The 23,446-nt window shown below is 68.5% G+C and carries 26 protein-coding genes; 12 read left to right on the top strand and 14 right to left on the bottom strand.

Going from position 1 to position 23,446, the window contains the following annotated elements; genetic code table 11:
* Positions 1–2: 2 nt before the first annotated feature.
* Genes VGD28_RS14500 through VGD28_RS14480 form a run of 5 tightly spaced genes read right to left on the bottom strand, consistent with a single transcriptional unit; the run spans position 3 to position 5,018 of the window.
* Positions 3–722, bottom strand: coding sequence for a FliH/SctL family protein (locus VGD28_RS14500; RefSeq protein ID WP_331029060.1), 720 nt, complete (start codon positions 720–722; stop codon positions 3–5).
* Entirely contained in the window at positions 715–1,740 is a 1,026-nt protein-coding gene (gene fliG / locus VGD28_RS14495; RefSeq protein WP_331029059.1) for a flagellar motor switch protein FliG, read from the bottom strand. The genes VGD28_RS14500 and fliG overlap by 8 nt, the downstream gene beginning before the upstream one ends.
* A 1-nt stretch (position 1,741) precedes the next feature.
* Complete coding sequence (fliF, locus tag VGD28_RS14490; RefSeq protein WP_331029058.1) at positions 1,742–3,406, bottom strand: flagellar basal-body MS-ring/collar protein FliF; 1,665 nt, start codon at positions 3,404–3,406, stop codon at positions 1,742–1,744.
* A gap of 5 nt (positions 3,407–3,411) precedes the next feature.
* On the bottom strand, positions 3,412–3,774 hold the full coding sequence (gene fliE, locus VGD28_RS14485) for a flagellar hook-basal body complex protein FliE (protein ID WP_331029057.1): 363 nt from the start codon (positions 3,772–3,774) through the stop codon (positions 3,412–3,414).
* A complete protein-coding gene (locus VGD28_RS14480) occupies positions 3,771–5,018 on the bottom strand; it encodes a sigma-54 interaction domain-containing protein (RefSeq protein WP_331029056.1) in 1,248 nt (415 codons plus the stop codon). The genes fliE and VGD28_RS14480 overlap by 4 nt, the downstream gene beginning before the upstream one ends.
* Positions 5,019–5,265: 247 nt before the next feature.
* Here VGD28_RS14480 and VGD28_RS18690 point away from each other — a divergent pair, with 247 nt between their 5' ends.
* Both VGD28_RS18690 and VGD28_RS14465 read left to right on the top strand, forming a co-directional pair.
* On the top strand, positions 5,266–6,627 hold the full coding sequence (locus VGD28_RS18690; protein WP_414714505.1) for a flagellin: 1,362 nt from the start codon (positions 5,266–5,268) through the stop codon (positions 6,625–6,627).
* Between the two features lie 261 nt (positions 6,628–6,888).
* Entirely contained in the window at positions 6,889–8,064 is a 1,176-nt protein-coding gene (locus VGD28_RS14465; protein WP_331029055.1) for an alpha/beta hydrolase, read from the top strand.
* Here VGD28_RS14465 and VGD28_RS14460 read toward each other — a convergent pair.
* Positions 8,061–8,414, bottom strand: coding sequence for a YbaN family protein (locus VGD28_RS14460; protein ID WP_331029093.1), 354 nt, complete (start codon positions 8,412–8,414; stop codon positions 8,061–8,063). The two genes, VGD28_RS14465 and VGD28_RS14460, sit on opposite strands and share 4 nt — an antisense overlap.
* Before the next feature lie 254 nt (positions 8,415–8,668).
* On the opposite strand from VGD28_RS14460, the gene VGD28_RS14455 reads away from it, so the two are divergent.
* Positions 8,669–9,916 carry an alginate export family protein gene (locus tag VGD28_RS14455; protein ID WP_331029054.1) on the top strand — a complete coding sequence of 416 codons (1,248 nt, stop codon included), beginning with the start codon at positions 8,669–8,671 and terminating at the stop codon, positions 9,914–9,916.
* Positions 9,917–9,998: 82 nt separating this feature from the next.
* Here VGD28_RS14455 and VGD28_RS14450 read toward each other — a convergent pair whose 3' ends face one another.
* From VGD28_RS14450 to VGD28_RS14415, 8 genes are all read right to left on the bottom strand, one after another.
* Positions 9,999–10,742 (bottom strand): FliA/WhiG family RNA polymerase sigma factor, encoded by a 744-nt coding sequence (locus tag VGD28_RS14450; protein WP_331029053.1) that lies wholly within the window; start codon positions 10,740–10,742, stop codon positions 9,999–10,001.
* A complete protein-coding gene (gene flhA / locus VGD28_RS14445) occupies positions 10,739–12,829 on the bottom strand; it encodes a flagellar biosynthesis protein FlhA (RefSeq protein WP_331029052.1) in 2,091 nt (696 codons plus the stop codon). The genes VGD28_RS14450 and flhA overlap by 4 nt, the downstream gene beginning before the upstream one ends.
* A gap of 5 nt (positions 12,830–12,834) precedes the next feature.
* Positions 12,835–13,710 carry a lytic transglycosylase domain-containing protein gene (locus tag VGD28_RS14440; RefSeq protein WP_331029051.1) on the bottom strand — a complete coding sequence of 292 codons (876 nt, stop codon included), beginning with the start codon at positions 13,708–13,710 and terminating at the stop codon, positions 12,835–12,837.
* Between the two features lie 228 nt (positions 13,711–13,938).
* Positions 13,939–14,259 carry a flagellar protein FlgN gene (locus tag VGD28_RS14435; RefSeq protein WP_331029050.1) on the bottom strand — a complete coding sequence of 107 codons (321 nt, stop codon included), beginning with the start codon at positions 14,257–14,259 and terminating at the stop codon, positions 13,939–13,941.
* Positions 14,246–14,533 (bottom strand): flagellar biosynthesis anti-sigma factor FlgM, encoded by a 288-nt coding sequence (gene flgM / locus VGD28_RS14430; protein ID WP_331029049.1) that lies wholly within the window; start codon positions 14,531–14,533, stop codon positions 14,246–14,248. Before flgM ends, VGD28_RS14435 begins: the two co-directional genes overlap by 14 nt.
* A gap of 67 nt (positions 14,534–14,600) precedes the next feature.
* Positions 14,601–15,122 (bottom strand): flagella basal body P-ring formation protein FlgA, encoded by a 522-nt coding sequence (locus VGD28_RS14425; RefSeq protein ID WP_331029048.1) that lies wholly within the window; start codon positions 15,120–15,122, stop codon positions 14,601–14,603.
* Between the two features lie 13 nt (positions 15,123–15,135).
* Positions 15,136–15,654: a flagellar motor protein MotB gene (locus VGD28_RS14420; RefSeq protein ID WP_331029047.1), complete on the bottom strand. Its 519-nt coding sequence runs from the start codon at positions 15,652–15,654 to the stop codon at positions 15,136–15,138.
* Positions 15,651–16,343 (bottom strand): motility protein A, encoded by a 693-nt coding sequence (locus VGD28_RS14415; protein WP_331029046.1) that lies wholly within the window; start codon positions 16,341–16,343, stop codon positions 15,651–15,653. The genes VGD28_RS14420 and VGD28_RS14415 overlap by 4 nt, the downstream gene beginning before the upstream one ends.
* Positions 16,344–16,701: 358 nt before the next feature.
* Between VGD28_RS14415 and flgB the strand changes: the two genes are divergently transcribed.
* The 9 genes from flgB (at position 16,702) to VGD28_RS14370 (ending at position 23,352) form a co-directional block, all read left to right on the top strand.
* On the top strand, positions 16,702–17,055 hold the full coding sequence (gene flgB, locus VGD28_RS14410) for a flagellar basal body rod protein FlgB (protein WP_331029045.1): 354 nt from the start codon (positions 16,702–16,704) through the stop codon (positions 17,053–17,055).
* Between the two features lie 4 nt (positions 17,056–17,059).
* Positions 17,060–17,473, top strand: a complete 414-nt coding sequence (flgC, locus tag VGD28_RS14405; RefSeq protein ID WP_331029044.1) for a flagellar basal body rod protein FlgC — start codon at positions 17,060–17,062, stop codon at positions 17,471–17,473.
* Positions 17,473–18,159 carry a flagellar hook assembly protein FlgD gene (locus tag VGD28_RS14400; RefSeq protein ID WP_331029043.1) on the top strand — a complete coding sequence of 229 codons (687 nt, stop codon included), beginning with the start codon at positions 17,473–17,475 and terminating at the stop codon, positions 18,157–18,159. The genes flgC and VGD28_RS14400 overlap by 1 nt, the downstream gene beginning before the upstream one ends.
* 27 nt (positions 18,160–18,186) lie before the next feature.
* Complete coding sequence (locus tag VGD28_RS14395) at positions 18,187–19,476, top strand: flagellar hook protein FlgE (protein WP_331029042.1); 1,290 nt, start codon at positions 18,187–18,189, stop codon at positions 19,474–19,476.
* A gap of 26 nt (positions 19,477–19,502) precedes the next feature.
* The gene (flgF, locus tag VGD28_RS14390; protein ID WP_331029041.1) at positions 19,503–20,246 is read left to right on the top strand and encodes a flagellar basal-body rod protein FlgF; all 744 of its coding nucleotides are present in this window, start codon (positions 19,503–19,505) and stop codon (positions 20,244–20,246) included.
* Between the two features lie 23 nt (positions 20,247–20,269).
* Entirely contained in the window at positions 20,270–21,058 is a 789-nt protein-coding gene (flgG, locus tag VGD28_RS14385) for a flagellar basal-body rod protein FlgG (protein WP_331029040.1), read from the top strand.
* Between the two features lie 10 nt (positions 21,059–21,068).
* Positions 21,069–21,755, top strand: coding sequence for a flagellar basal body L-ring protein FlgH (locus VGD28_RS14380; RefSeq protein WP_331029039.1), 687 nt, complete (start codon positions 21,069–21,071; stop codon positions 21,753–21,755).
* A 152-nt stretch (positions 21,756–21,907) separates the two neighbouring features.
* A complete protein-coding gene (locus VGD28_RS14375) occupies positions 21,908–22,966 on the top strand; it encodes a flagellar basal body P-ring protein FlgI (RefSeq protein WP_331029038.1) in 1,059 nt (352 codons plus the stop codon).
* Positions 22,963–23,352, top strand: coding sequence for a rod-binding protein (locus VGD28_RS14370; RefSeq protein WP_331029037.1), 390 nt, complete (start codon positions 22,963–22,965; stop codon positions 23,350–23,352). The genes VGD28_RS14375 and VGD28_RS14370 overlap by 4 nt, the downstream gene beginning before the upstream one ends.
* Positions 23,353–23,446 lie beyond the last annotated feature (94 nt).

Raw genomic sequence — 23,446 nt, 5'->3', positions numbered from 1 at the left:
CCTCAGACGGCGGGTGGAATGGGAACGCGGTCGATCGCCTGGGCGAGCTGCTCGAGCCACATATCGGGGCCGTCCTCGACGATGGTCGAGGCGCTTTCGATGACGAAGCCGCCACGGGCGAGGTTCGGGTCGCCGACCGGGAAGACGGTCTTGGGGAGATGCTCCTGGACCAGTGCGACATCGTCGGGATGCAGCCGCAGGATGGCCGATTCGGCACTGTCGGCGAGCATGTCGGTCGCCGCCTCGATCCTGCCGGCGAGTATGTCGGGCGCGACGCCGGATTCGCCGATCATCTTGCTGACGAGATGCAGCACGGTCTGGCGCAGATGCCCGGCCATGCGCTCGCGGTCGAAATGCGCGCCTTGCGCCAGCGCGTCGCTGACCTGCTGGAGCAAGGCCGCCTGCTGCGCGGCGGCGGCATCCGCCTCGGCGCGGCCCGCGGCCAGCCCCTCGGCATAGCCGGCGGCGCGCGCGGCCGCGATCGGATCGACGAATTCCCTGGGTTCGGGCGCGGGCTCGGGATCGAACGGGTCCCAGCCCTCGGTCGGCTTGTTGCCGGGGTCGGCCGGGCTGAAATGCTTCGGCTCGACCGGCGCCGCATCGCGCGGGCGCACCTCGCGCGGGGCGAATTCTTCCGGCGGGGCAAAGGCGCGCTGGAGCGCCTCGGCAATCCCCGCGCTGCGTGCCGCGAGACCCGGAACGAAACCGGCCGGATCAGACATAGTCGTCGTCTCCGCCGCCGCCCGGCATGGTGATCGTGCCATCCTTCACCAGCTGGCGCGCGATGGCGATCATCACCTTCTGCGCCTCCAGCACTTCGGACAGCTTCATCGGGCCGCGCGCTTCCATCTCGTCGCGGATCGTGTCGGCCGCGCGGCTGGACATGCACGACAGGAAGCGGTTGCGCGCTTCCTCGTCCGCGCCCTTGAGCGCGCGCACCAGCACGTCGCTCTCGATGTTGCGGAGCAGCGTACCCATATTCTTGTCGTCGAGCTCGAGCAGATTGTCGAAGACGAACATCGCCTCCTCAATCGCCCTGGCGACCTCGCGGTCGAGCTTGGCCAGCTTGGGCATCACCTTCTGCTCGGTGACCTTGCGCACGCTCGACATGATCTTGGCCGCCTCGCGCGTGCCGCCCATCTGCACCCCCGCGGCGCGGCGCGGCTGGCTCGAATGGCGCTCAAGCAAGGCGGTGAGCGTGGCAAGCGCCTCGGCTGTCACCGGCCCCAACTTGGCGACGCGGCGCAGCACCTGCGGCTGAACCGCCTCGGGCAGCATCTCCAGCACCTGACCCGCGGTCGCAGGTTCGAGATGCGCGAGCAGCACCGCCGCGATCTGCGGATGTTCCTCCTCCAGCATCGCCGCGATCTCGGTCGCATCCATCCATTGCAGCGCCGAGATCGATTCATTGGGCTCGGGCGGCAGGATGCGCGACAGGATCGTGCTCGCGCGCTCCGGGCCCAACGCCTTGGTGACGACCGATTCGAGCTTGGGGCGCGGATCGAACTGGATCGCGCTGCGCTCCTGCGCGCGGCCGGTGAAGTCGTCGAGGACCTGCGCCATTTCCCATTCGCTGACATCGGCGACGCTCATCATCGCAGTGCCAAGCTGGCGCACCTCATCGGGATCGAGCTTCTGCAGGATGGCGGCCGCCTCCTCGTCGCCTACGACCATCATCAGCACCGCGGCGCGCTCGACGCCGGAAAATTTGCGGCCAGAAAAATTGGAGGGCGCGTTCATCTCAATTGCCTTCCGCCTTGATCATGTCCCGCACGGCGAGTGCAGCGCGCGCGGGATTGTCGCGGGTGAAATCGCGCACCAGCCCGACCCGCTCCCCGAGCGGAACCCCGCCAGCGCCGAGCATCTCGGCGCTGACCGGCGCGGGCATCGCCACGCCATCCGCGCCGCCCATCGGCAACGCGCCGCCGCGGCCCGCATCCTCGCGTTTCTTGAGCAGCGCCTTGGCCAGCGGACGCACGCCGAGCAGCAGCACCAGCAGCGCGATCACCACCGCGGTGACGTTGCGCGCGACCATCGCGAACCAGCCGCTCTCGTAGAAGGCCGGGCCTTCGCTCGCCGCATCGGCGGTGGTGCTGAACTTGCGGCTGACCACGGTCACCTGATCCTGGCGCGCGGCGTTGAAGCCGACCGCGGCCTTCACCAGCTCGTCGATCTGGCGGATCTCGACCTGGCCGCGCGGCTTGCCCGGCTCTTCCTTGAGCAGCACCGCGACCGACAGGCGCTTGATGTTGCCCGGCGCGGCACGGGTGACCGAGATTTCCTTGGCGTTGTCATAGGTGCGCGTGAAGCTGTCGCTCTGCTTCATGCCCGGCGCTGCGGCCGGCGTCGCCGGCTGACCGGCAGCGGGCGCGGCACCCTCGGGCGTCGGCGTCGCGACGGTGCTGGGCGCCGGGGCAACGTTGGACAGCGCACCGGGGATGCCGCCGGGCGCATTGGCGCCGTCACGCGGCGCGCCGGTCCAGTTGCCCTGCTCGGCACGCACCACCGCGCCGGTCTTGTCGAAGCTCTCGCGCGTCGCCTGGCTCTCGTCCAGATCGACATCGGCCTGCACCTCCGCCGTGAAGTTGCCCGCGCCGAGCAATGGCGTCAGCAGCTGCACGAGCTGCTGGCGATACTTGTCCTCGACGCGGCGCTGGAAATCGATGCGCGCATCGCCCGCGCTGCTTTCCTGGCCCGACTTGCTGAGCAGCGCACCCGCCTGATCGACGATCGTCACCGCTTCGGCCTTCATCCCCGGCACCGACGAGGCGACGAGGTTGACGATCGAGCGGACCTGCGCGTCGGAGAGCGTGCGGCCAGGCTGCAGCTTGACGATCACCGAGGCCGAAGGATCGGCCTTGTCGCGGACGAACACGGTCGCTTCGGGCGTTGCGAGATGCACGCGCGCCTCGGCGACGGTGTCGATCTCGGCGATCGAGCGGGCGAGCTCGGTCTCGCGCGCCTGGCGCAGCCGCTCGCCCTCGACGGCGCGGCTGACGCCCATCGGCAGCTGGTCGAGCAGCGCATAGCCACCGGGCGCCGCCTTGGGCAGGCCTTGCCCTGCGAGCAACATGCGCGCCTTGTGATAATCGTCCTCGGCCACGGTGAGCGAGCCCGCGCCATCGATCGCATTGGGGATGCTCGCCGCGGTGAGCGCCTCGGCCACGGCGGCCTTGTCGCTCTCGGGCAGGCTGGCGAACAGCACGCGCTGCGGCGGGGTGGCCAGCGTCATCCAGGCAAGCGCGGCGGCGCCGATCAGGCCGACCATGAAGATCAGCGGCAGGCTGCGCCTGACCGCGGGCTGCGACAGGATCGAGCGCATCTGGCTCAGAGGATTGGCGAAGCCGCCGGCGCCTGCGGTGACAGGAACGGCGGGTGCGTCGGAGACGGAGATTGCGTTGCTCATAGCGATCAGACCGGCATGCTCATGATGTCACGATAGGCGGTCAGGAGCTTGTTCCTGACCTGAAGCGTCGCTTCGAAGCCGACCGACGCTTCCTGGCGGGCGAGCATCACCTTGGCGATGTCGACCGTCTCGCCGCGCTCATAGGCGGCGGAGAGATCGCTGGCGCGGTTCTGCGCGCCGTTGACCTGGGCGAGCGCACTTTCCAGCGTGTCGGCGAAGCTCGCCGGGCCTGCCGGCTGCGCGATGGGAGCCGCCGCCGCGCCGCTGGTCGCGCGCTGGAGCGCCTCATTGCGCTCGAGGATCTGGGCACGGAGCTGCATGACGCGGTCGATGCCGGCCGCCCCGCCGATGCCACCGATGCCGCTCATGCCGTGGCCCTCCGGACGATGTCCTCACCCTGCTCGCGTGCCTTGGCGAGGCGGTAGCGCAGCGTGCGCTCGGAGATGCCGAGGCGCCTGGCGGTCTCGGTGCGGCTGCCGCCGCATTGCGCCAGCGTCTCGCGGATCGCCGCGAACTCGCTGAGCTGAACGATGTTGCTGAGCGTGCCCTCCGCCTGCGCCGGCGCGGCGGCGGGGGCACGATCGAAGATCAGGTGATCGGGGAGAATCGCATCGCCCGGGCACAGCAGCAGCGCGCGCTGGATCACATTCTCGAGCTCGCGGACATTGCCCGGCCAGCTGTGCGCCTTGAGCACGGCGAGCGCGCCTTGGGTCACCCAGGGCAGGCGGGCGCGGCTGCCGGCATGGCGCAGCACCATCGCGGCGGCAAGCGCGGCGATATCGCCCGGCCGCGCGGCGAGCTCGCGCGTCGAGAGCGGGAAGACCGAGAGGCGGTAGTAGAGGTCGGCGCGGAACCGGCCCTCGGCGACCTCGGCCTGCAGGTCGCGGTTGGCGCAGGCGATGACGCGGACGTCGATCTTCTCAGGGGAAGTCGCGCCGATCGGCACCACCTCGCGCTCCTGCAGCGCGCGCAACAGCTTGGCCTGCAGCGCGAGCGGCATCTCGGCGACCTCGTCGAGCAGCAAGGTGCCGCCGTTCGCGGCGCGGAAGAAGCCCTCGCCCGCGGCATTGGCGCCGGTGAACGAGCCCTTCACATGACCGAACAGCAGCGCCTCGAGCATCGTCTCGGGCAAGGCGGCGCAGTTGACCGCGATGAACGGGCCGTCGCGGCGGGTGCTGCCCATATGGATCGCCTTGGCCAGCACCTCCTTGCCGGTGCCGGTCGGCCCGTTGATCAGCACGGTGATGTCGGCGGCCGCGACCCGTTCGGCCAGCGCATAGAGCGCCAGGCTCTCGGGGTCCGCCGCCACCGGGGCGTGCGCGCCGCGCAGCATCGCGCTGGCGAAGCCGCTCGCGATCTCGGCGTCCTCGGGGCCAAAGCTCAGCCGCGCGGGGTTGCCGTCGTTGAAGGGGGTGGCTGCGACCGGCCCTTCGGCCAGCACCAGCGTGCGCGCCGAAACCGGCGGCGCCTCCCCCTCGACGATCATGAAGAGATCGCCGGGCATCGGCTTCACCTTGTCGGCGGCGCCGATCGCGAAGCCCTGCGCGCGCAGCGAAGAGACCAGCGCATAATGCTGCCGAAGTACCGCGGCTGACGGAAAGATCGTCTGCATTCATTCCCCCTGTTGGGAGCGTGATGCAGGATTGTTGGTAAACGAGAGGTAAACCATCCGGCAAAAATCGGCCGAGCCGGCTTCAGATTGCCGCGCGCGCCCTCCCGCGTACGCGCGAGGGGCCGATCCCCGTGGTTCAGAAAATTGCTTAATCCCCGCCTCAGCCTGTCGTTCTCCCCTGTGGCGGCTCGAGCTCCTTCGCATTCAGGGGGGTAAGCGGGGACGCCGGACTGAACGGAGACTAGACATGACTGTTATCGGAACGAACATCGCGAGCCTTCGCGCCGCGAACGCGTCCAAGCTGGCGTCGTCGAGCCTGCAGACCGCCATGGAGCGTCTGTCGACCGGCAAGCGCATCAACAGCGCCAAGGACGATGCTGCGGGCCTCGCCATTGCGAGCCGCATGACCGCCCAGGTCAAGAGCATGGCGGTTGCGATCCGCAACGCCAATGACGGCATCAGCCTTGCCCAGACCGCCGAGGGCGCGCTGAGCGAGGTCACCAACATGCTTCAGCGCATGAAGGAGCTGGCCACCCAGTCGGCGAGCGGCACGCTGCGCGACAGCGACCGCACCACGCTGCAGGCCGAAGTGTCGCAGCTCGTCGCCGAGATCGGCCGCGTTGCCGAGACGACCAACTTCAACGGCGTCAACCTGCTCGACGGCACCTTCGGCGAGATCAAGCTCCAGACCGGCATCAACGCCGGCGAGACGATCTCGATGTCGATGGTCAAGACCACCACCTCGGAGCTGGGCCTTCAGGCCAAGGTCGATGGCGGCGTCGTCAATGCCGCGCTCGCGGCCGGCGACCTGGTGATCAACGGCGAGGACATCGGCGCGGTCGCCGCTGTCGATGCCAAGGCGGTCGCCGATGCCATCAACGCCAAGTCGGGTGACACCGGCGTCAAGGCCGAGGCCACCAACGAAGTGACGGCGGACGTCGGCTCGATCGCATCGGGTGACGAGATCTCGATCAACGGCACCACGGTCACTTTCTCGACCGAGGATACCGCAAGCGAGGTCGCCAATCGCATCAACCAGGTGCTGGGTGCGGGCAACAACGTCCAGGCGAGCCTGACCGACGATGGCAAGATCAAGCTCACCAGCAAGAACGGCTCGAACATCAGCCTGGCCGATGGCGACGGCGTGCTCGCCAACGTCAAGGACGCGGGTGGCGCTTCGGTGACGCTGAGCGGCACCGCTGCCGATCTCGAAGGCAAGGTCACGCTGACCGCTGACCCGGGCAAGAACATCGCCATCACCGGTGCCGGCGAAGCCGATGCCGGCTTCACCGAGGGCACCTCGGCGGGCATCTCGATCGCTACCCAGGGCGGCGCTTCGGCGGCGATGGCGGTGATCGACGCGGCGCTCGACAAGATCTCGGCCGGCCGCGGCGATCTCGGCGCGGTGCAGAACCGCCTCGAATCGACCGTTGCCAACCTGACGACCACCACCAGCAACCTGTCCGAGGCGCGCAGCCGGATCGAGGACGCCGACTTCTCGGCCGAGACGACCGCGCTCGCCAAGGCACAGATCCTGAGCCAGGCATCGACCGCGATGCTGGCGCAGGCCAACCAGTCGCAGCAGGGCGTTCTGTCGCTGCTTCGTTAAGCGTGTGCCGGTCGGGGTGTCACCCCCCTGACAGGCATCACGGCCGGTCTCCCTCCGCTCCGGCGGAGGGGCATGCAAGGAAGCCCCGGTGGCCGCCCCCAGAAATGGCGGCTTCCGCCGGGGCTTTTCTTGTGCGCCCGGCGCAGGCGGGTAGGCCCGCGGCACCGCCACACCTTACCCGTCGCCTCGCTTGAAGACCCGTGAGCGCGCCGGTCATCATCATACCGTCAGCGCCGGAACGGCGCATTGCAGGAGGGTCCGATGTCTGTCCGCGCGCTTTTCGTCACCGCTCTTTTCACCTCCGCGGCGGCCGCCGCGCAGATCGCGAACGACCCGAGGGAAAAGGAGGTGATCGAGACCGCGGCAAAGCCGGACAGCTGGTTCGCCGACCAGCTCGGCGGCAAGCGGATCGAACTGGACGGCCAGACGCTCGACCTCCGGCTCCAGTACCGGCTGCAACAGGGATACAGGGCCGACGCGGCGGAAGCGAAGGCAAGACCCGCCGATGCGCCTCGGATGACGATCGATCAGGCCTTTGCCGACCCCGGGATCGTCGCCGGGATCCGCGCCGAGGCCAATCAGGAATGGATCCGCCAGACCCATCCCGGCCCCGAGCTCGCCTGGACTCGCGACGAACAGGTGACGTCGCGCGCCGGCGAGCCGATCCCCGTGCGCATCTACCGCCCGAAGGCCGAGGGGGCATTGCCGGTCCTGGTCTATTATCACGGTGGCGGCTGGGTGATCGGCAATATCGCGGCGATCGACCGATCGATGCGGCTGCTGGCGGACGTCGCGAAGGTGATGATCGTGGCGGTCGACTATCGCCTCGCGCCGGAGCATCCCTATCCCGCACCGTGGAACGACGCGGAGGATGCCTTCGACTGGGCCGTCGCCAACGCCACGCAGCTGGGCGGCAGCGCCTCGCGCATCTGCGTCGGCGGCGACAGCGCGGGCGGCAACATGGCGGTGGTGGTGACCAGCCGCACGCGCAAGGCGGGCAAGCGCAGCCCCGCCTGCCAGCTGCTCTACTATGCCGCGGTCGACAACCGGCCGGTGCCCGAGATGCGCGAACACTATCTGTCGGCGCGGCTGTTCTGGCAGGGGTTCGGCCTCGACGTGCCGTTCACCGACTATGTCCATCGCGCGGTGTTCCCGGGCATGAACCTGTCGCAGCCCGAGATCTCGCCGATCTTCGCCGGCGACATCGCAAGCATGCCGCCGACGCTGGTGGCCGCGGCGGGATTCGATCCGCTGCGCGATTCTGACCGGGCCTATGCGGCAGCGCTCAAGAAGGCCGGCGTACAGACCGTCTATCTCGAATACCCCTCGCTGCGGCACGGCTTCCTCCAGCACACCCGCGTGACCAAAGAGGCCGACCGCGCGTCGCGCGAGAGCGCCGCCGCGTTCGGCAAGCTGGTGCACGGCCTGAAGCGCTAGGCTTCGGGGCGCGTCCAGATCCAGCCGCCGATGATCGCCGCAGCGCCGATCGTCACCAGCGGCCAGGGCATGGGCGAGAAGATCAGCGTCAGCACGATGCTCGCCGCAAAGGCGACGCTCGCGGCGATCTTGCCGCTGCGGCTGATCGCGCCCCTCTCGCGCCAGCGTCGAATATGTGGCCCGAACTTCGGATGCTCGAGCAGCTTGCGCTCGAGCCGCGGCGAGCTGCGCGCGAAGCACCAGGCGGCGAGGATCACGAACACCGTGGTCGGCATCACCGGCAGGATCGCGCCGATCACGGCGAGGCCGAGGCTGACGAACCCCGCGGCGAGATAGAGGTGGCGGCGCATCGCCACGCGGTAGCACAGACAGGCGCCCGCCGAGCCACGCAATCCTATTTGCGTTGACAGAAATCCGGCAGCGCTTGAAAGGGATCTGCATGGGGGCGGCGGTTCCCCCACGAGGCGTCAGGCCGAAGCACCGCGTCCACGATCTTCTGGGGCGCTCCATGCTGATTCGATGTTTCCTTGCAACCGTCCTTCTGACAGCCGGCCCCGCCCTCGCGCAGACGAAAGGCCACGGCGGGCTTGAACTCTCGGGAACGATGCGACTCCGTTATGAGCGCATCGATGGTCAGCCGCGCACCGGTTTCGACAAGCGCGACGACCTGATCAACCTGCGCACGACGCTCGCCGCCGGCTATGACGCCGGGCCAGTGCGGTTCGACGCCGAGCTGTGGGACAGCCGGGTCTGGCTGGACGGTCCGGGCACCCCGGTATCGACCGGTGAAGTCAACACGCTGGAGCTGGTGCAAGCCAATGTCAGCGGTGAGATCCCGGATGCGTTCGGCAAACGCACGAGCCTCAGGATCGCCGCTGGCCGGTTCACCCTGAATCTCGGTTCGCGCCGGCTCGTCGCGGCCGACGACTATCGCAACACGACCAACGGCTATACCGGCGTGCGCGCGGACGTCGGCACAGCCGGCGGGTTCACGGCGACGCTGGTCTATGTGCTCCCCCAAGTGCGCTTGCCCGACGATCCCGCCGAGCTGCGCCGCGGGAAGATCCGCCTCGATCGCGAGGGGTTCGATCTCGTGCTGTGGGGCGGGATCGCGGCCAGGCGCAAGGCGATCGGCGAAGCGCTCGCGGAACTCAGCTTCTTCCATCTCGGCGAGCGCGACACGCCCGGCCGCGCGCCGACGCGCGACCGCTCGCTCAACACCGCAGGCGCACGTCTCGTCGCCGACCCCGCACCAGGGCGCTTCGACTATGAGGTCGAGGCCTTCTACCAATGGGGGCGGGCCTCTGCCGGAACGGGATCGGCCTCGCCTCGCCTGCCGGTGAGCGCGACCTTCGTTCATGCCGAGGCCGGCTACAGCTTCGCCGGCGGATGGAAGCCGCGCATTGCCGTCGAATTCGACCGCGCCAGTGGCGATGCACCCGGCGGCTCCTATGGCCGGTTCGACACGCTGTTCGGCATGCGCCGCGCCGATCTGGCACCTTCGGGGCTGTACAATGCCATCGGCCGCGCCAACATCGTCGCCGCGGGCGTCCGGGTGGAGGCGGCGCCCGGCAGGGATACGGACTTCTTTCTCGCCGCGCGCCCGCTCTGGCTCGCCGCATCCCGCGACAGCTTCTCGACCAGCGGCGTCCGGGATGCGAGCGGGCGCGCGGGCAGCTATGCCGGCCTGCAATGGGACGCGCGCGTGCGCCATTGGCTTCGCAAGGATCGGCTACGGTTCGAGGGCAACATGGTGGTGCTGCGAAAGGGACGTTTTTTCCGACAGGCGCCCAACCGCAATCCCGGCGGCGATACCCTGTATCTGTCGCTCAACCTCACCGCGTCGTTCTGAAAAGAAGGGGCGGGAGCGGCCCCCCGGCACGCTCCCGCCCCTGCCCCCTATGGGTCCGACGCCCCCCGGCACCGGACCCGTCTTATCCCAGTCGGCGCATCAGCCCCTTCTTGAGCCGGTCGTGCGCGCTCTTCTTGACCTGGCAGACCCGCGCGGCGCCGACGCCGAGCACCTGGCCGATCTCCTCGAGGTTCAATTCCTCGACATAATAGAGCTGGATCACCAACTGCTCCTTCTCGGGCAGTTCGGCGATCGCCGCGATCAGCGCCTCGCGCTGGTCGGCATCGGCGAGCTGGTCGAAGGCCGACGGCTCGTCGGACATGAACCATGGGCCTTCGTCCGAATAGACCTCGTCGATCGAATCGAAGCGCACCGCCTCGGCGCTGGCATAGTCGCTGCGCAGCTTGTCGATCGTGACGCCGAGCTTCGACGCGATCGTGGCCTCGTCGGGCCGCTTGCCGGCCTCGTCGGTCAGCGCCGCCACGGCATCGTTGTAGATGCGCCGCCGCTTCATCGCGCCGCGCGTGATTGTCGCCTGCCGCCGCAGCTCGTCGATCATCGCGCCGCGCACGCGGGTCTGAAGATACTGGTCGAAGCTGACCAGGCCGCGGTCCTCGAAGCTCGCCGCGGCCTCGACCAGCGCGACGAGGCCGATCTGCACCAGATCCTCGACGTCGATCAGACTGCTCATCGATCCATGGACGTGCCACGCCAGCCGGCGGACCAGCGGCATGTGCTTGCGCACCAGGCCGTCCATGTCGCGCTTCGTTTCGCCGGTGCGGCCATAGGTCAGCGCGAATTCATTGGGAGATGGCTGGAAGTTCATGCCGGAAGCGCCTCCGGCGCGCCAATGACCGCAACGACCTCGACCGACTTGTCCTCAGGCACTTCGAAGAAGCTCATCACGGGCGTATCCGGCAGACAGGTCTTGACCAGCTTGCGGATCGCGATGCGGATCGACGGCTGGACGACCAGGGCGAAGGGCTTGGCCTCGGCGACGAGCGGCTGCGCCGCCCGCTGCAGCGCATCGACGATGCGGCGGCCGAGATCGGGTTCGATGGTGTGGCGCTTGGCCGGATCCGAGCGGATCGCCTGGCCGAGCAGCGCCTCGAGCTGGCCTTCCAGCGTCATCACGCGCAGCGGCTCGCGCACCCCGCACAGCCGCTGGATGATCAGCGGGCCGAGCTCGGGACGGATCGCCTCGATGATCTCGTCGGCGTCGTGCGTCTTCTGCGCGGCCATCGCGATCGCGGCGGCGATGCGGCGGAACTCCTTGAGCGGGATGTTTTCCGCGAGCAGCCCGCGCAGCACTTGCGTGAGCGTGGTGATCGGCAGCGGGTTGGGCGACAGCGCCGACACCAATTGCGCCGCGCGCTCGCGCAGCCCGTCGAGCAGCGCCTGCACCTCGTCCGGGCCGAGCAGGTCGGCGGCGTTGGTGATCAGCGCCTGGTTGAGGTGAGTCGCCATCACGGTCCCGGGATCGACCACCAGCCAGCCCTGGCCGGTCGCCGCATCGGCATCGGCGGGCGAGATCCACATCGCGTCGAGCCCGAAGGTCGGGTCCTTGGCGGGCTTGCCGGCGAGCGTGCCGACCGCCTGGCCGGTGTCGAGCGCGAGCACCTCGTCGGGCGAGACCGTATCCTCGCCGATCACCACGCCGCCGACGACGATGCGATAGGTGAAGGGATTCAAGTTGATGTCGTCGCGCACCCGCACCTGCGGCACCACGAAGCCGAGCTCCTTGGACAGCTGGCGGCGCACGCCGGAGATCCGTCCCATCAGCGATCCGCCGCGGCGCTCGTCGATCAGCGGCACGAGACCGTAGCCGATGTCGATCATCACCTGCATATTGTCGGTGACCTCGTCCCAGCCGATCCTCGACGGATCGGCGGGTTCGGCGTCGATCATCTCGACCGGCGCGGGCGGGCGCTTGCTCGCCTGGTACATGCGCCAGGCCATGTAGCCCGAACCGGCCGCGGCGGGCAGGATGATGAAGGCGGGCATGCCGGGCAGCAGCCCGAGCAGGCCCACGATCACCGCCACGGGAGTCCAGGTCTTGTGGCTGCCGAACTGGCTGCCGATCTGGCCGGTCAGGTCCTGGTCCTTGTCGGCGCTGACGCGGGTGACGATCGCGGCGGCGGCGATCGACAGCAGCAATGCGGGCAGCTGCGCGACCAGCGCGTCGCCGATCGCGAGCAGCACATAGGTCTGCGCCGCCTCACCGATCGACAGGCCATGGCTGAGCGGGCCGAGGATCAGGCCGCCGATCACGTTGATGAACAGGATCAGCAGGCCGGCGATCGCGTCGCCCTTCACGAACTTGGACGAACCGTCCATCGCGCCGTAGAAATCGGCTTCGGTCGCCACCTCGACGCGGCGCGCCTTGGCTTCGTCGGGGGTGATCAGGCCGGCGTTCAAGTCGGCGTCGATCGCCATCTGCTTGCCTGGCAAGGCATCGAGGGTGAAGCGCGCCGACACTTCGGACACGCGGCCCGCGCCCTTGGTCACCACGATCAGGTTGATGATGATCAGGATCGCGAACACGAACAGGCCGACGACATAGTCGCCGCCGATCATGAAGTGGCCGAACGCCTCGATCACATGGCCGGCCGCAGCCTCGCCCTCGTGCCCGTGCCCCAGCACCACGCGCGTCGAGGCGACGTTGAGGCCGAGGCGGAACAAAGTCGCGAACAAGAGCACGGTCGGGAAGGCCGAGAAGTCGAGCGGCTTCTGCGCGTTGAGCGCCACCATCAGCACCGCGAGGCTGATCACGATGTTCATGATGAAGAAGGCGTCGAGCAGGAAGGTCGGCACCGGCACGACCATCATCGCGACGAGCACGAGGATGGCGATCGGCAGCGCGAAGCTCTTGAGCGCGGGGGCGACGCCCCCCTTGAGTGCGAGTGCGGTCACTTAGGTTACGCTCCCAGGCGCGCGAGCATGAGGTAGGCGAGCTTGGCGGTCTCCGGCGTCGGCCGCAGCGGATTGACCGGCGGCAGCGCATTGTTCCTGAGCCGCCCGGCGCTTTCGAGCCGGTCGATCGTGGCGAGCCAGTTGCGGTCCTGCCCCTCCGCCTCGTTGCCCAGCACCACTTCGGCATCCGGGCCGAGCGACTGGACGAGCTGCTGGAACTTCGCATCGAGCTGGCCCGAGGCGAGTCCCGTCGCACCCGCCGAAGCGGCGCCCTTGTCCAGCTTGCCCGCGAACCGCTCATAGATCTGCCCGAGCGACCGCGGCGTACCGTTCGGCGTGTAGAAAACGTTGCGGTTGGCGCGCGCCGCTGCCGGGAACAGGCTCGCCCCCGATTGCGACGGATTGGCATCCATCGCGCGCAGGAACTTCCGCGCGCCGCCGATGCCGAGGAAATGCGCCATATAGAGGTCGGTCCCGGTCGCCTCGCGGCCGAGCGCGCTCTCCAGGCTATCCTTGTTGTCGCTGGCATGCTCGGCGGCCATCAGCGATGCGGCTTGCGGATCGTTGCGCATCGACAGGATCGCCTGGCGCGCCGCGGGATCGCTCACGACGAAGCGGCCGGAGGCGGTGCGGCGGATGCTGTCCGACGCCCAGCCCAGGCCGTGCTTGTCGCCATGCTCCTTGACCACGCCGAGCCAGCTCTGCTCGATGAACTGATAGAGGCCGCTCGCCGAGGAGGTGGTAGCGCGCGCGTTGCTGCGCATCCCGCTCTCGACCTGTGCCTGGCCGAGCAGATAGTTGAAGTCGATACCGGTCTTCTGGCTGGCCGCCGCGATCGCCGTGGTGACGTTCGCCCTGGCTCCGATCGAAGGTATGCTCATCGGCCCTTGCTCTTCTTCCCCCTGGGTAGGAGGCATTTAGCAAGAGGCGTGCCAAGAATGATGTTGGTTTACGCAAAGGCGCGAAGGCGCAAAGATTTCAGCCCTTGCCGCTCGTCGTTCCGCCGCGCCAGCGGCAGCAACTGTCTCCACGTCGCGGATGAAAGGCCGCTGACGCGGCAAGCCAAACCTCTTTGCGCCTTCGCGCCTTCGCGTGAACCAAAAAGAGGATCAGGCAAACGCCCTGGCAATCCCGGGCCGGTAGGACGGCAAATTGTTGCCGGTCAGCGTCTGCAGCCGCCGCCGCACATTGGCGGCCATCAGGTTGACGTAGATGCGGCAAGTCTCGTTTAGGCGGTGCGCCTCCTCGGCCAGCGCCTTCAATTCGGGCGAGAGCGCGGGATCGTCGTCATTGGCGGCCCCCACCGCCTCGATCCCGATCAGCTTCTCGCGCGTCGCACGCTCGAGCGCCGCGACGTCGTTCGCCTTCAGCGCATCGATCTCGGCATGCAGCGCGTCGATCACGCGCACCAGGGCGTCACGCCTTGTCATTGGGATCCCACTGAAGCTTGAGCGCGAGCAGCCGGTCCGCGACGGTCGAGGGGACCAGCGGGAACTTGCCGTCCGCGATCGCCTTCTTGATCCGCGCGACGCGCTCGGCATCGACCGGCGCGCTCGCGGCGGCGGCCTGGGTGATCGAAGCGGCGGTGCTGGTCTGGGCAGCCTGCGTCACGCCGTCCGCCGCCCTGACAGGCGCGGCCGGGGCTACCGGCGTCAGGCGCCGGTCGGCAATCGATGCAGGCTTGAAGCCGACTGGATCAACCATGTCTGCAACCCTTTATTCTGCGGACATACGCAAGAACGGCCGTGCGCGCAGAAGCTTTAGCAAAAAATCATTCGCCGAATCCGGGCAGCCGCGCCCGGCCCGGCTCGAGCGCGATCGCGGCGACCGGCGGACGCTTGTCGTCGACCTTCACCAGCACGCGCGCACCCGCTGCGGCATCGGCCATCGCCAGCCCCTCACGGCTGATCGAGAAGCCCGCGGCGCCGGCCTCGACCAGCACGGGGTCGCCGCGCCTGATCACCGCCTCGGCCTTCACCGGCACTACCGGGCGCACCGCCGCCACGGCCGTTGGCGCCGCCTTGGGCAGGGCGTTGACCGGCACGAACACGCGCCATTGCTGCGGCCCCTGGCAGCGGATCACCACCGCATCCTCGGCGGCCGAGCGCCAGCTCAGCTGCGGCGCGTCGCACGCGGCGAGCTTCAGGCGCGTGTCGATCGGCGCGCGCGCGCCGCCCTCCCTGCCGATCGGCGCTCCGGCGAACTGCTCGACCAGCCGGTCCAGCGTCTCGGTGGACTGGAACGCGCCCGGGCTGCTGCTTGCGGCGAGGGCGGAGAAAAGAATGGCGATCATCGTTGCCTCCGGTTCAGTTGACGCCGCCGGCAAAGCCGACGGAAAGGGTGACGGCCCGGCGCTTGCCGGGATCGGTGAGAATCGCGATGCGCGCCGGGTCGGCGGCGCCGCTGCGGGCCAGCGCGGCGGCAACGCCGCGCGCACGATCGGCGGCGAGGATCGCCGCACTGCCGGTCATGGCATCCACGTCGCGCGCACCGTCGGTCGATCCGGTGATGGTGATGCGCGTGCGCTTGTCGCGTGCCAGGTCGCGCGCCCAGAGAATCGCGCCGCGCGGATCGGCAATCGCCGAACCTTCGGCGAACCCCTCGACCCGCGCCATCGCCACCGCCATCGGCGCGGGCGTGGCATCCTCGACCCCGAAGCCCGCGCGCAACCCGGCGAGCAGGGTCTCGCGATCCAGCTCGCGATTGGCCTGGAGCAGCACGAAGAAGCCGACCAGCAGCAGCGCAAGGTCGGCAAGGGTGATCACCCACACCGATCGCGCGGGCGCGATCTCGTCCCACATGTCCAAGTTCAGTGGCGCGCTCAAGCCGCCATCTCCCGCTTGCGCGCGCGTTCGAGCGTCGCGAGCTGCGCAAGCGGCGCAGCGAGCCGCAGCCGCTCGCTCGCCTCGGCGCGCGCCAGCCGCTTGAGCCGCGATGCGACCGGCATCGCGACCAGGTTCGCGACCAGCGCGCCGTAAAGCGTGGCGAGCAGGGCGACGGCCATCGCCGCGCCGATCGTCGCCGGATCCTGCATCGACGCGAACATCTGAACGAGGCCCAGGATCGTGCCGATCAGCCCCATTGCCGGCGCCGCCTCGGCCGCGCCGGTCCAGACCTCGATCGCGGCGCGATGCCGCTCGGCGCGCGCCGTCACGCGATCATTGACCAGCCGCGCGACCTGCTCGGGCTCGGCGCCGTCGACCGCGGCCTCGACCGCCGCCGCCATGTCGGGATCGGCGATCACCGCACGATCGAGCGAGAACAGGCCGTGACGGTGCGCGATCCGCTCCTGCGCCGCGATCTGGCCAAGCAGCGCGTCGGCGCTGAACGGGCGCCGCCACAGCACCGCCAGCGCCGCCAGCGCGCGCCCGACATCGGCGAGGTGATTGCGCAGCACGATGGTGAGCGCGGTGCCGCCCAGCACGATCCCGATCGCGAGCGGATCGAGGAAGGTACCGGGGACGAGCGCCGTCGCGGCGGTGGCGGCGGGTTGGGAGATCGCGGCAATGTTCATGCGCGATTCTTTGCAAGCGCCGGGCCAAATGGACTTGCGCATATCCTCCCCGGCACGGGGAGGTGGCAGCGCGAAGCGCTGACGGAGGGGGCTTCCGCACGGGCCTCCCTCTCCGCCGACCCCTTTGCCGCGCTCCTCCCTCCACCACCGCTTCGCGGCGGTCCCCAGCGTCGGGGAGGATATTAGTTCGCCACCCAAACCCCACCGGCAAAACCGGCAAGATCGATTGCCGCCCCCGGCAACATCTTGCCGCTCTCTCGGCGTTTCCCGGCAATTGGAGCGATTTCAGCCGCAAACCCCGAAACTGGCATGCCCATTGCTAGGAAGGCCGCGAACAAATGTGCGGAGGACGCATAGCATGGGTCAGGACAGTCTTTTCGGGGTGCACGGTGCGGCGCTCGCGGTGCGCTCGCAGCGCATGGGCGTGCTCGCGTCGAACATCGCGAACGCCTCGACGCCCGGCTACAAGGCCAAGGACATCGACTTCAAGGAAGCGCTGAGCGCGATCGAAACGCCCGGCATTGAAGGCGCCGATCCGATCGAGGCCGCGACCAAGTTCCGCGTGCCCCTTCAGCCCAGCCTCGACGGCAACACCGTCGAGCTCGCGACCGAGCAGACCGCCTTCGCCGAGAACGCCGTCGCCTACCAGACGACGCTCGCGTTCCTCAACGGGCGCATCTCCACCATCACCCGCGCGCTGAAGGGGGAATAAGCAAGTGTCCGACCAGCCGCTCAGCATCTTCCAGGTCGCGGGCCGCGCCATGTCGGCGCAGCTCGTGCGGATGAACACCACCGCGTCGAACCTCGCCAATGTCGGCCAGGTCGCGTCCTCGGCGGCCGAGGCCTATCGCACGCAGAAGCCGGTGTTCCGCACCGCCTTCGACGCCGCGAACAACCTCGCCACGGTCGATGTCGAGCGCGTCGTCACCGCGGGCGAGGCGCCGGTCAAGCGCTACGACCCCGGCAACCCGATGGCCGACAAGGACGGCAACATCTGGGAAAGCGCGGTCGACGAGACGCGAGAGCTGGTCGACATGATGGAGACCGCCCGCACCTATCAGAACAATGTCGAGGTGATGCAGACGGCGAAGACGCTGATCACCCAGACGCTCAACCTGGGACGCAGCTGATGGCGACGAGCTTTGACACCACGCTGGCCAATCTTGGCATCAACCGCACCGGAACCGGCCGCGCGAACACCAACAAGCTCGGCTCGGAAGCGATGGACCAGTCCGACTTCCTGACGCTGATGACCGCGCAGATGAAGAACCAGGACCCGTTCGATCCGGTCGACAACACGCAGATGGTCGCGCAGATGGCGCAATTCTCGTCGCTCGCCGGCATCAGCGAGATGAACACGACGCTGCAGGCGATCGCCGCCAAGCTCGGCGCGACCTCGACCACGGACCTCGTCTCGTGGGTCGGCCGCACCGTGCTGACCGAGGGCAATACCGCCTATCCGCGCACCGACGGCACGCTCGGTGGCGTGATCGAGCTCGGCGCCGATGCGGCCGAGGTCAATGTCGTGATCGAGGGGCCGAACGGCGAGATCCTCAAGAACGTCTCGCTCGGCAGCGCCAAGGCCGGCCAGATCGAGTTCGAATGGGACGGCTCGACCGACACCGGCGAGGACGCCGGCGACGGCCCGTTCAAGATCCGCGTCGCCGCGCAGAACGCCGATGGGGGCGCGGTCACCGCCAAGCCGCTCGTCTGGGCCCCGGTCACCGCGGTGGGGATGGGCAGCGACGGCAATCCCGTCCTCACCCTGCCCGGCATCGGCCAGGTCTCCACCACCGCCGTCCGCAAGATCGGCTGAGAACCCAGTTTCCAAGGAGCATAAGCAATGTCCTTCTACACCTCGCTCTCCGGTCTTCAGGCGGCGCAGACCGACATGTCGACCATCTCGCACAACCTGTCGAACGTCTCGACCAACGGCTTCAAGAAGAGCCGCACCGAGTTCGCCGACGTCATCGCCTCGAGCGTGTCGCTGAACCCGAACCAGATGATCGGCTCGGGCACCACGGTGAAGGCGATCCGCCAGCAATTCGGCCAGGGCGGCACGCAGCAGTCCTCGTCCAGCCTCGACATCGCGATCTCGGGCGACGGCTTCTTCGCGGTCAAGCCGAGCCTCGACGCTGCCGGCGTCAACTTCACGCGCAACGGCAGCTTCCTGGTCGACAGCGAGCGCTATGTGACGGATTCGCAAGGGTCCTATCTGCAGGTCTATCCCGTCGACGGCTCGGGCGCGGTGATCGCGACCGGCATGGGCTCAACCGTCAACCTGCGTCTGCCGCAGACCAGCGGCGTGCCCGAGGCGACCAAGAATGTCGGGCTCGCGCTCAACCTCTCCGCCTATTCGTCGGTGCCCTCGGAAGCGTCGCGCTTCACGCCCGAGACGCCCTATGCGTTCGATCGGTTCGATCCGGGCACCTACAACAACTCGACCCAGACCACGATCTACGACGCCAGCGGCAACCCGCTGACGATGACCAGCTATTTCGTGCGCGAGACCACCGACGCGCCGAGCACCTGGTCGGTCTACACCTTTGTCGGCGACAAGCAGCTCGGCACCGATCCGGCCAATCCTGAGCCGATCACGCTGACCTTCGACAGCAACGGCGCGCTGAGCTCGCCGACCGCGCCGACCCAGTTCGCGCCGTTCACGGTCGGCACCAGCACGACCGAGCAGCAGATCGCGCTCGACTTCGGCAGCGCGACCACCCAGCTCGGCCAGCCGTTCAGCGTCAACAACCGCTCGCAGGACGGCAAGGCCGTCGGCCAGCTCGACGGCGTGACGGTGGGCGAGGACGGCACGGTCCGCGCCAGCTTCTCCAACGGCGACAGCCTCGCGCTGGGCAAGATCGCGCTCGCCAACTTCTCCAATCCCTCGGGCCTGCGCCAGCTCGGCAACTCGACCTGGGCCGCCACTGGTCTCTCGGGCGAGCCGCGCCTCGGCGAGCCGGGCACCAACGGCTTTGGCGGGCTGATGTCGGGCGCGATCGAGCGCTCGAACGTCGACATCACCGAGGAGCTGGTCGGGCTGATCGCGGCGCAGCGCAACTTCCAGGCGAACGCCAAGGCGCTCGATACCGCGAGCCAGATCTCGCAGACGATTTTCAACATCCGCAGCTGATTTCTCGGGGTTAGGAGGCACAAGCGATGGACAGGCTCGTCTATACCGCGCTGTCGGGGCTCAAGGGCCAGATGGACGCGCAGGCGACGATCGCGAACAACATCGCGAACGCCTCCACGATCGGCTTCCGCGCCGACCGGGTCAATTTCGAGCGGCTGATGGTGAAGGGCGAAGGGCACGACAGTCGCCTGCCCAGCGCCGAGACCGTGGTCGACATGGACCGGCGCGCGGGCACGGTCGTTCAGACCGGCCGCGGGCTCGACGTCGCCATCACCGGCGACAACTGGCTCGCGGTGCAGGCGGCCGACGGCAGCGAAGCTTATACGCGGCGCGGTGATCTGCGCATCGCACCGAGTGGCGTCTTGGAAACCGGCGACGGTTTCCCGGTGATGGGGTCGGGGGGCCCCATCACCGTGCCGCCGCACGACAGGATCATGATCGCTGACGACGGCTCCATCTCGATCGTCGCCCCCGGCGCCGACCCGAGCCAGCCGCCGCAGGTGATCGATCAGCTGAAGCTGGTCAGCGACCAGGGCAGCCGCACGGTCAAGGGGCTGGACAATCTGCTCCATGTCCGCGGCGGCGGCGCGCTGCCCGCCGATCTCGACGCACGCGTCCAGACCGGCGCGCTCGAGCAGTCGAATGTCAATCTCACCCAGGCGCTGGTCGACATGATCGAGAACCAGCGCAGCTACGAGGTGCAGGCCAATCTGCTCCGCGAAGCGAAGAACATGGACGAGAGCTCCGCGTCTTTGATGCGGGTGAGCTAAGTATCTAGGGAAGGACCAGGACCATGGGTTCCGCAGCAATGCACATCGCGCGCACCGGGCTCGACGCCCAGGACATGCGCATGCGGGTGATCTCGAACAACCTCGCCAACGTGAACACCACCGGCTTCAAGCGCGACCGCGCCTCGTTCGAAGCTTTGGCCTATCAGGTCGTGACCGCGCCCGGCTCGGCGAGCACGTCGGAGACGCAATACGCCACCGGGCTCAACCTCGGCACCGGCGTGCGCGTTCAGGGCACTGCGCGGATCGACACCCAGGGATCGTTCCAGACCACCGGCAATGCGCTCGACATGGCGCTCGACGGCAACGGCTTCTTCCAGGTCCAGCTGCCCGGCGGCCAGCTCGGCTACACGCGGGCAGGCAACTTCACGCGCAGCCCCGAGGGCCTGCTGGTGACGGCCGAGGGCTATCAGGTGATGCCCGGCATCACGATCCCCGAGGGCGCGACCGCGATCACCGTCGGCACCGACGGCACGGTCAGCGCGACCGTCCCCGGCCAGACCGAGGCGTCGCAGGTCGGCCAGATCCAGATCGCCGCCTTCCCGAATTCGGCGGGGCTTCAGGCGATCGGCGACAATTTCCTGGTCGAGACCGCGGCCAGCGGCGCGGTCAATCTCGGCGTCGCCGGGCAGGACGGCCGCGGCAACATCCGCCAGGGCATGCTGGAGGGCTCGAACGTCAACGTCGTCGAGGAACTGGTCGACATGATCGAGACCCAGCGCGCCTATGAGGTCAACTCGAAGATGATCTCGGCATCCGACGAGATGCTCAAATATGTCAATCAGAACATCTGAGGGGCAGCTGATGAAGTTCGCCGCAGGCCTGCTCACCGGCGCCGCGATCGTCGCGGCGATCGCCATCGCCCAGCCCGCCAGGGCGCAGCTGTTCGGCAAGAAGGGGCCGAAGGAGGACTTCAGCGCCTCGCTTCCGGTCGCCCCCGCCGCGGCCGCGCCGGCCAACGGCTCGATCTTCCAGGCGGCCGACGGCTATGCCGCGCTGCACGAAGGCATGCGCGCGCGCCGCGTCGGCGATCCGCTGACGATCGTGCTGGTAGAGCGCACCAGCGCGTCCAAGTCGGCCGGATCGCAGCTCGACAGCGGCGGCGGCTTCTCGCTCACCCCGCCGAGCACCGGCGCATTGTCGCTGTTCAGGGAAAGCGACGCCAGCGTCAGCGGCAAGCGCAACTTCAAGGGCGCGGGCAGCGCCGACCAATCGAACGCGCTCTCGGGCGAGATCACCGTCACCGTCGCCGCGGTCTATCCCAACGGCACCATGCTGGTTCAGGGGCAGAAGCGCGTGACGCTCAACCGCGGCGACGAGTTCGTCCAGATCAAGGGCGTGGTCCGCGCGACCGACATCGATGCCAACAACCGCATCGCCTCGACCCGCGTCGCCGATGCCCGCATCGCCTATACCGGCAAGGGCGATGTCGCCCGCGCCAGCCGTCAGGGGTGGCTCAGCCGCTTCTTCCAGGTCATCAGCCCGTTCTGAGGATGAGCATCATGCGCAACCTTCATCCGTTCGCCCTGAGCTTGTCGAAGGGCTGTTCTTTCTTTCGCCGCTCAAAGAAAGTCGGTGCTTCGACAGCCCCGGATCAGGTCCGGGGCCGAACGGTTGCTGGGTTGGTCGCCCTGTTTCTCGCCATGTTCGCCCAGCCCGTCGCGGCCGAGCGGATCAAGGACCTTGGCGCGTTCCAGGGCATCCGCTCGAACCAGCTGACCGGCTACGGCATCGTCGTCGGGCTTCCGGGCACGGGTGACGACAATCTCGAATATACCGTCCAGTCGATGAAGGGTGTCACCGCCCGCTTCGGGCTGGCGCTGCCGCCGGGCGTCAACCCGGCGCTCAAGAATGCCGCGGTGGTGATGATCACCGCCGAGCTCCCGCCCTTCGCCAAGCCGGGGCAGAAGCTCGACATCACCGTCTCGTCGATGGGCAAGGCCAAGTCGCTGCGCGGCGGCACCCTGGTGCTTACCCCGCTGATCGGTGCCGATGGCCAGATTTACGCGATGGCGCAGGGCAACCTCGCGGTCGGCGGCCTGGGCGCGGAGGGCGCCGACGGGTCGAAGATTGTCGTCAACACGCCCTCGTCGGGCCGCATCCCCGAGGGGGCGACGGTCGAGCGCGCGGTCGAGACCGGCTTCGCCGACACGCCGCTGCTCACCTACAATCTTGCGCGTTCGGATTTCACCACGGCGCAGCGCGTCGCGGATGCGATCAACGGCCGCTTCGGCTTCGGCACCGCGCGCGCGGTCGACGGCGTTTCGGTCGCGGTGATGGCCAAGCCCGGCGCCGACGTGCGTGCCCAAATGATGAGCGAGATCGAGAATCTCGCGGTCGATGCCGCCGAGGCGCCGGCCAAGGTCATCGTCAACGCGCGCACCGGCACGGTGGTCATCAACTCGGCCGTCCGGGTCAGCCCGGCCGCGGTAACACATGGTAAACTGACCGTTCGTATTGATGAATCCCAGCGCGTCAGCCAGCCGGCGCCGTTCAGCCAGGGTGAAACCGCCCTTGAACAGCGCAGCGCGGTCGGCGTCGAGGAGGAGAAGCGTCCGATGTTCCTGCTGGAAGCGGGTCCGAAGCTTGCCGATGTGGTCAAGGCGGTGAACGCGATCGGCGCGTCCCCGGCCGATCTCGTCGCGATCCTCGAGGCCTTGAAGCAGGCCGGCGCGCTGAAGGCGGAGCTGATCGTCCTGTGACCGATCTTCGCGCGCCTTCTCCCGCTACACTCAAGCTCAGCGGCAGTGTCTCGACCGACACTGCGCGCCTGGGCACGCGTGACAATCTCGACAAGGCGGGCGAGCAGTTCGAGGCGATCTTCACCAGGATGATGCTGTCCTCGATGCGCAAGGCAAAGCTCGCGGATTCGCTGTTTGAAAGCCAGGCGCTCGACCAGTTTCGCGACATGCAGGATCAGAAGCTCGCCGAGAACATGGCGGCGCACACGCCGATTGGCATCGGCAGGGCGATGACGGAGTTCCTCGCGAAGGCCGGCATCGACACCAATCCTCCCCCGCCAGGGGGAGGTGGCAGCCGCAGGCTGGCGGAGGGGGAGGATGCCAGAACCAGCGCTGGGGAGTCGTAGGGCGCCCGAGCGCGGGGGGGGGGGCCGCCCCCAGGGGGGGGGGGGGGGGGGGGGGGGGGGGGACGCGGGCAGGGCGGGGGGGGGCGAGAGGGAA

Source organism: Sphingomonas sp. (assembly GCF_036402235.1).
In the GTDB taxonomy this organism is placed as follows: Bacteria; Pseudomonadota; Alphaproteobacteria; order Sphingomonadales; family Sphingomonadaceae; genus Sphingomonas.
Note: the sequence above shows the minus strand (reverse complement) of the source record. Positions and strands in the feature narration are given on the sequence as shown.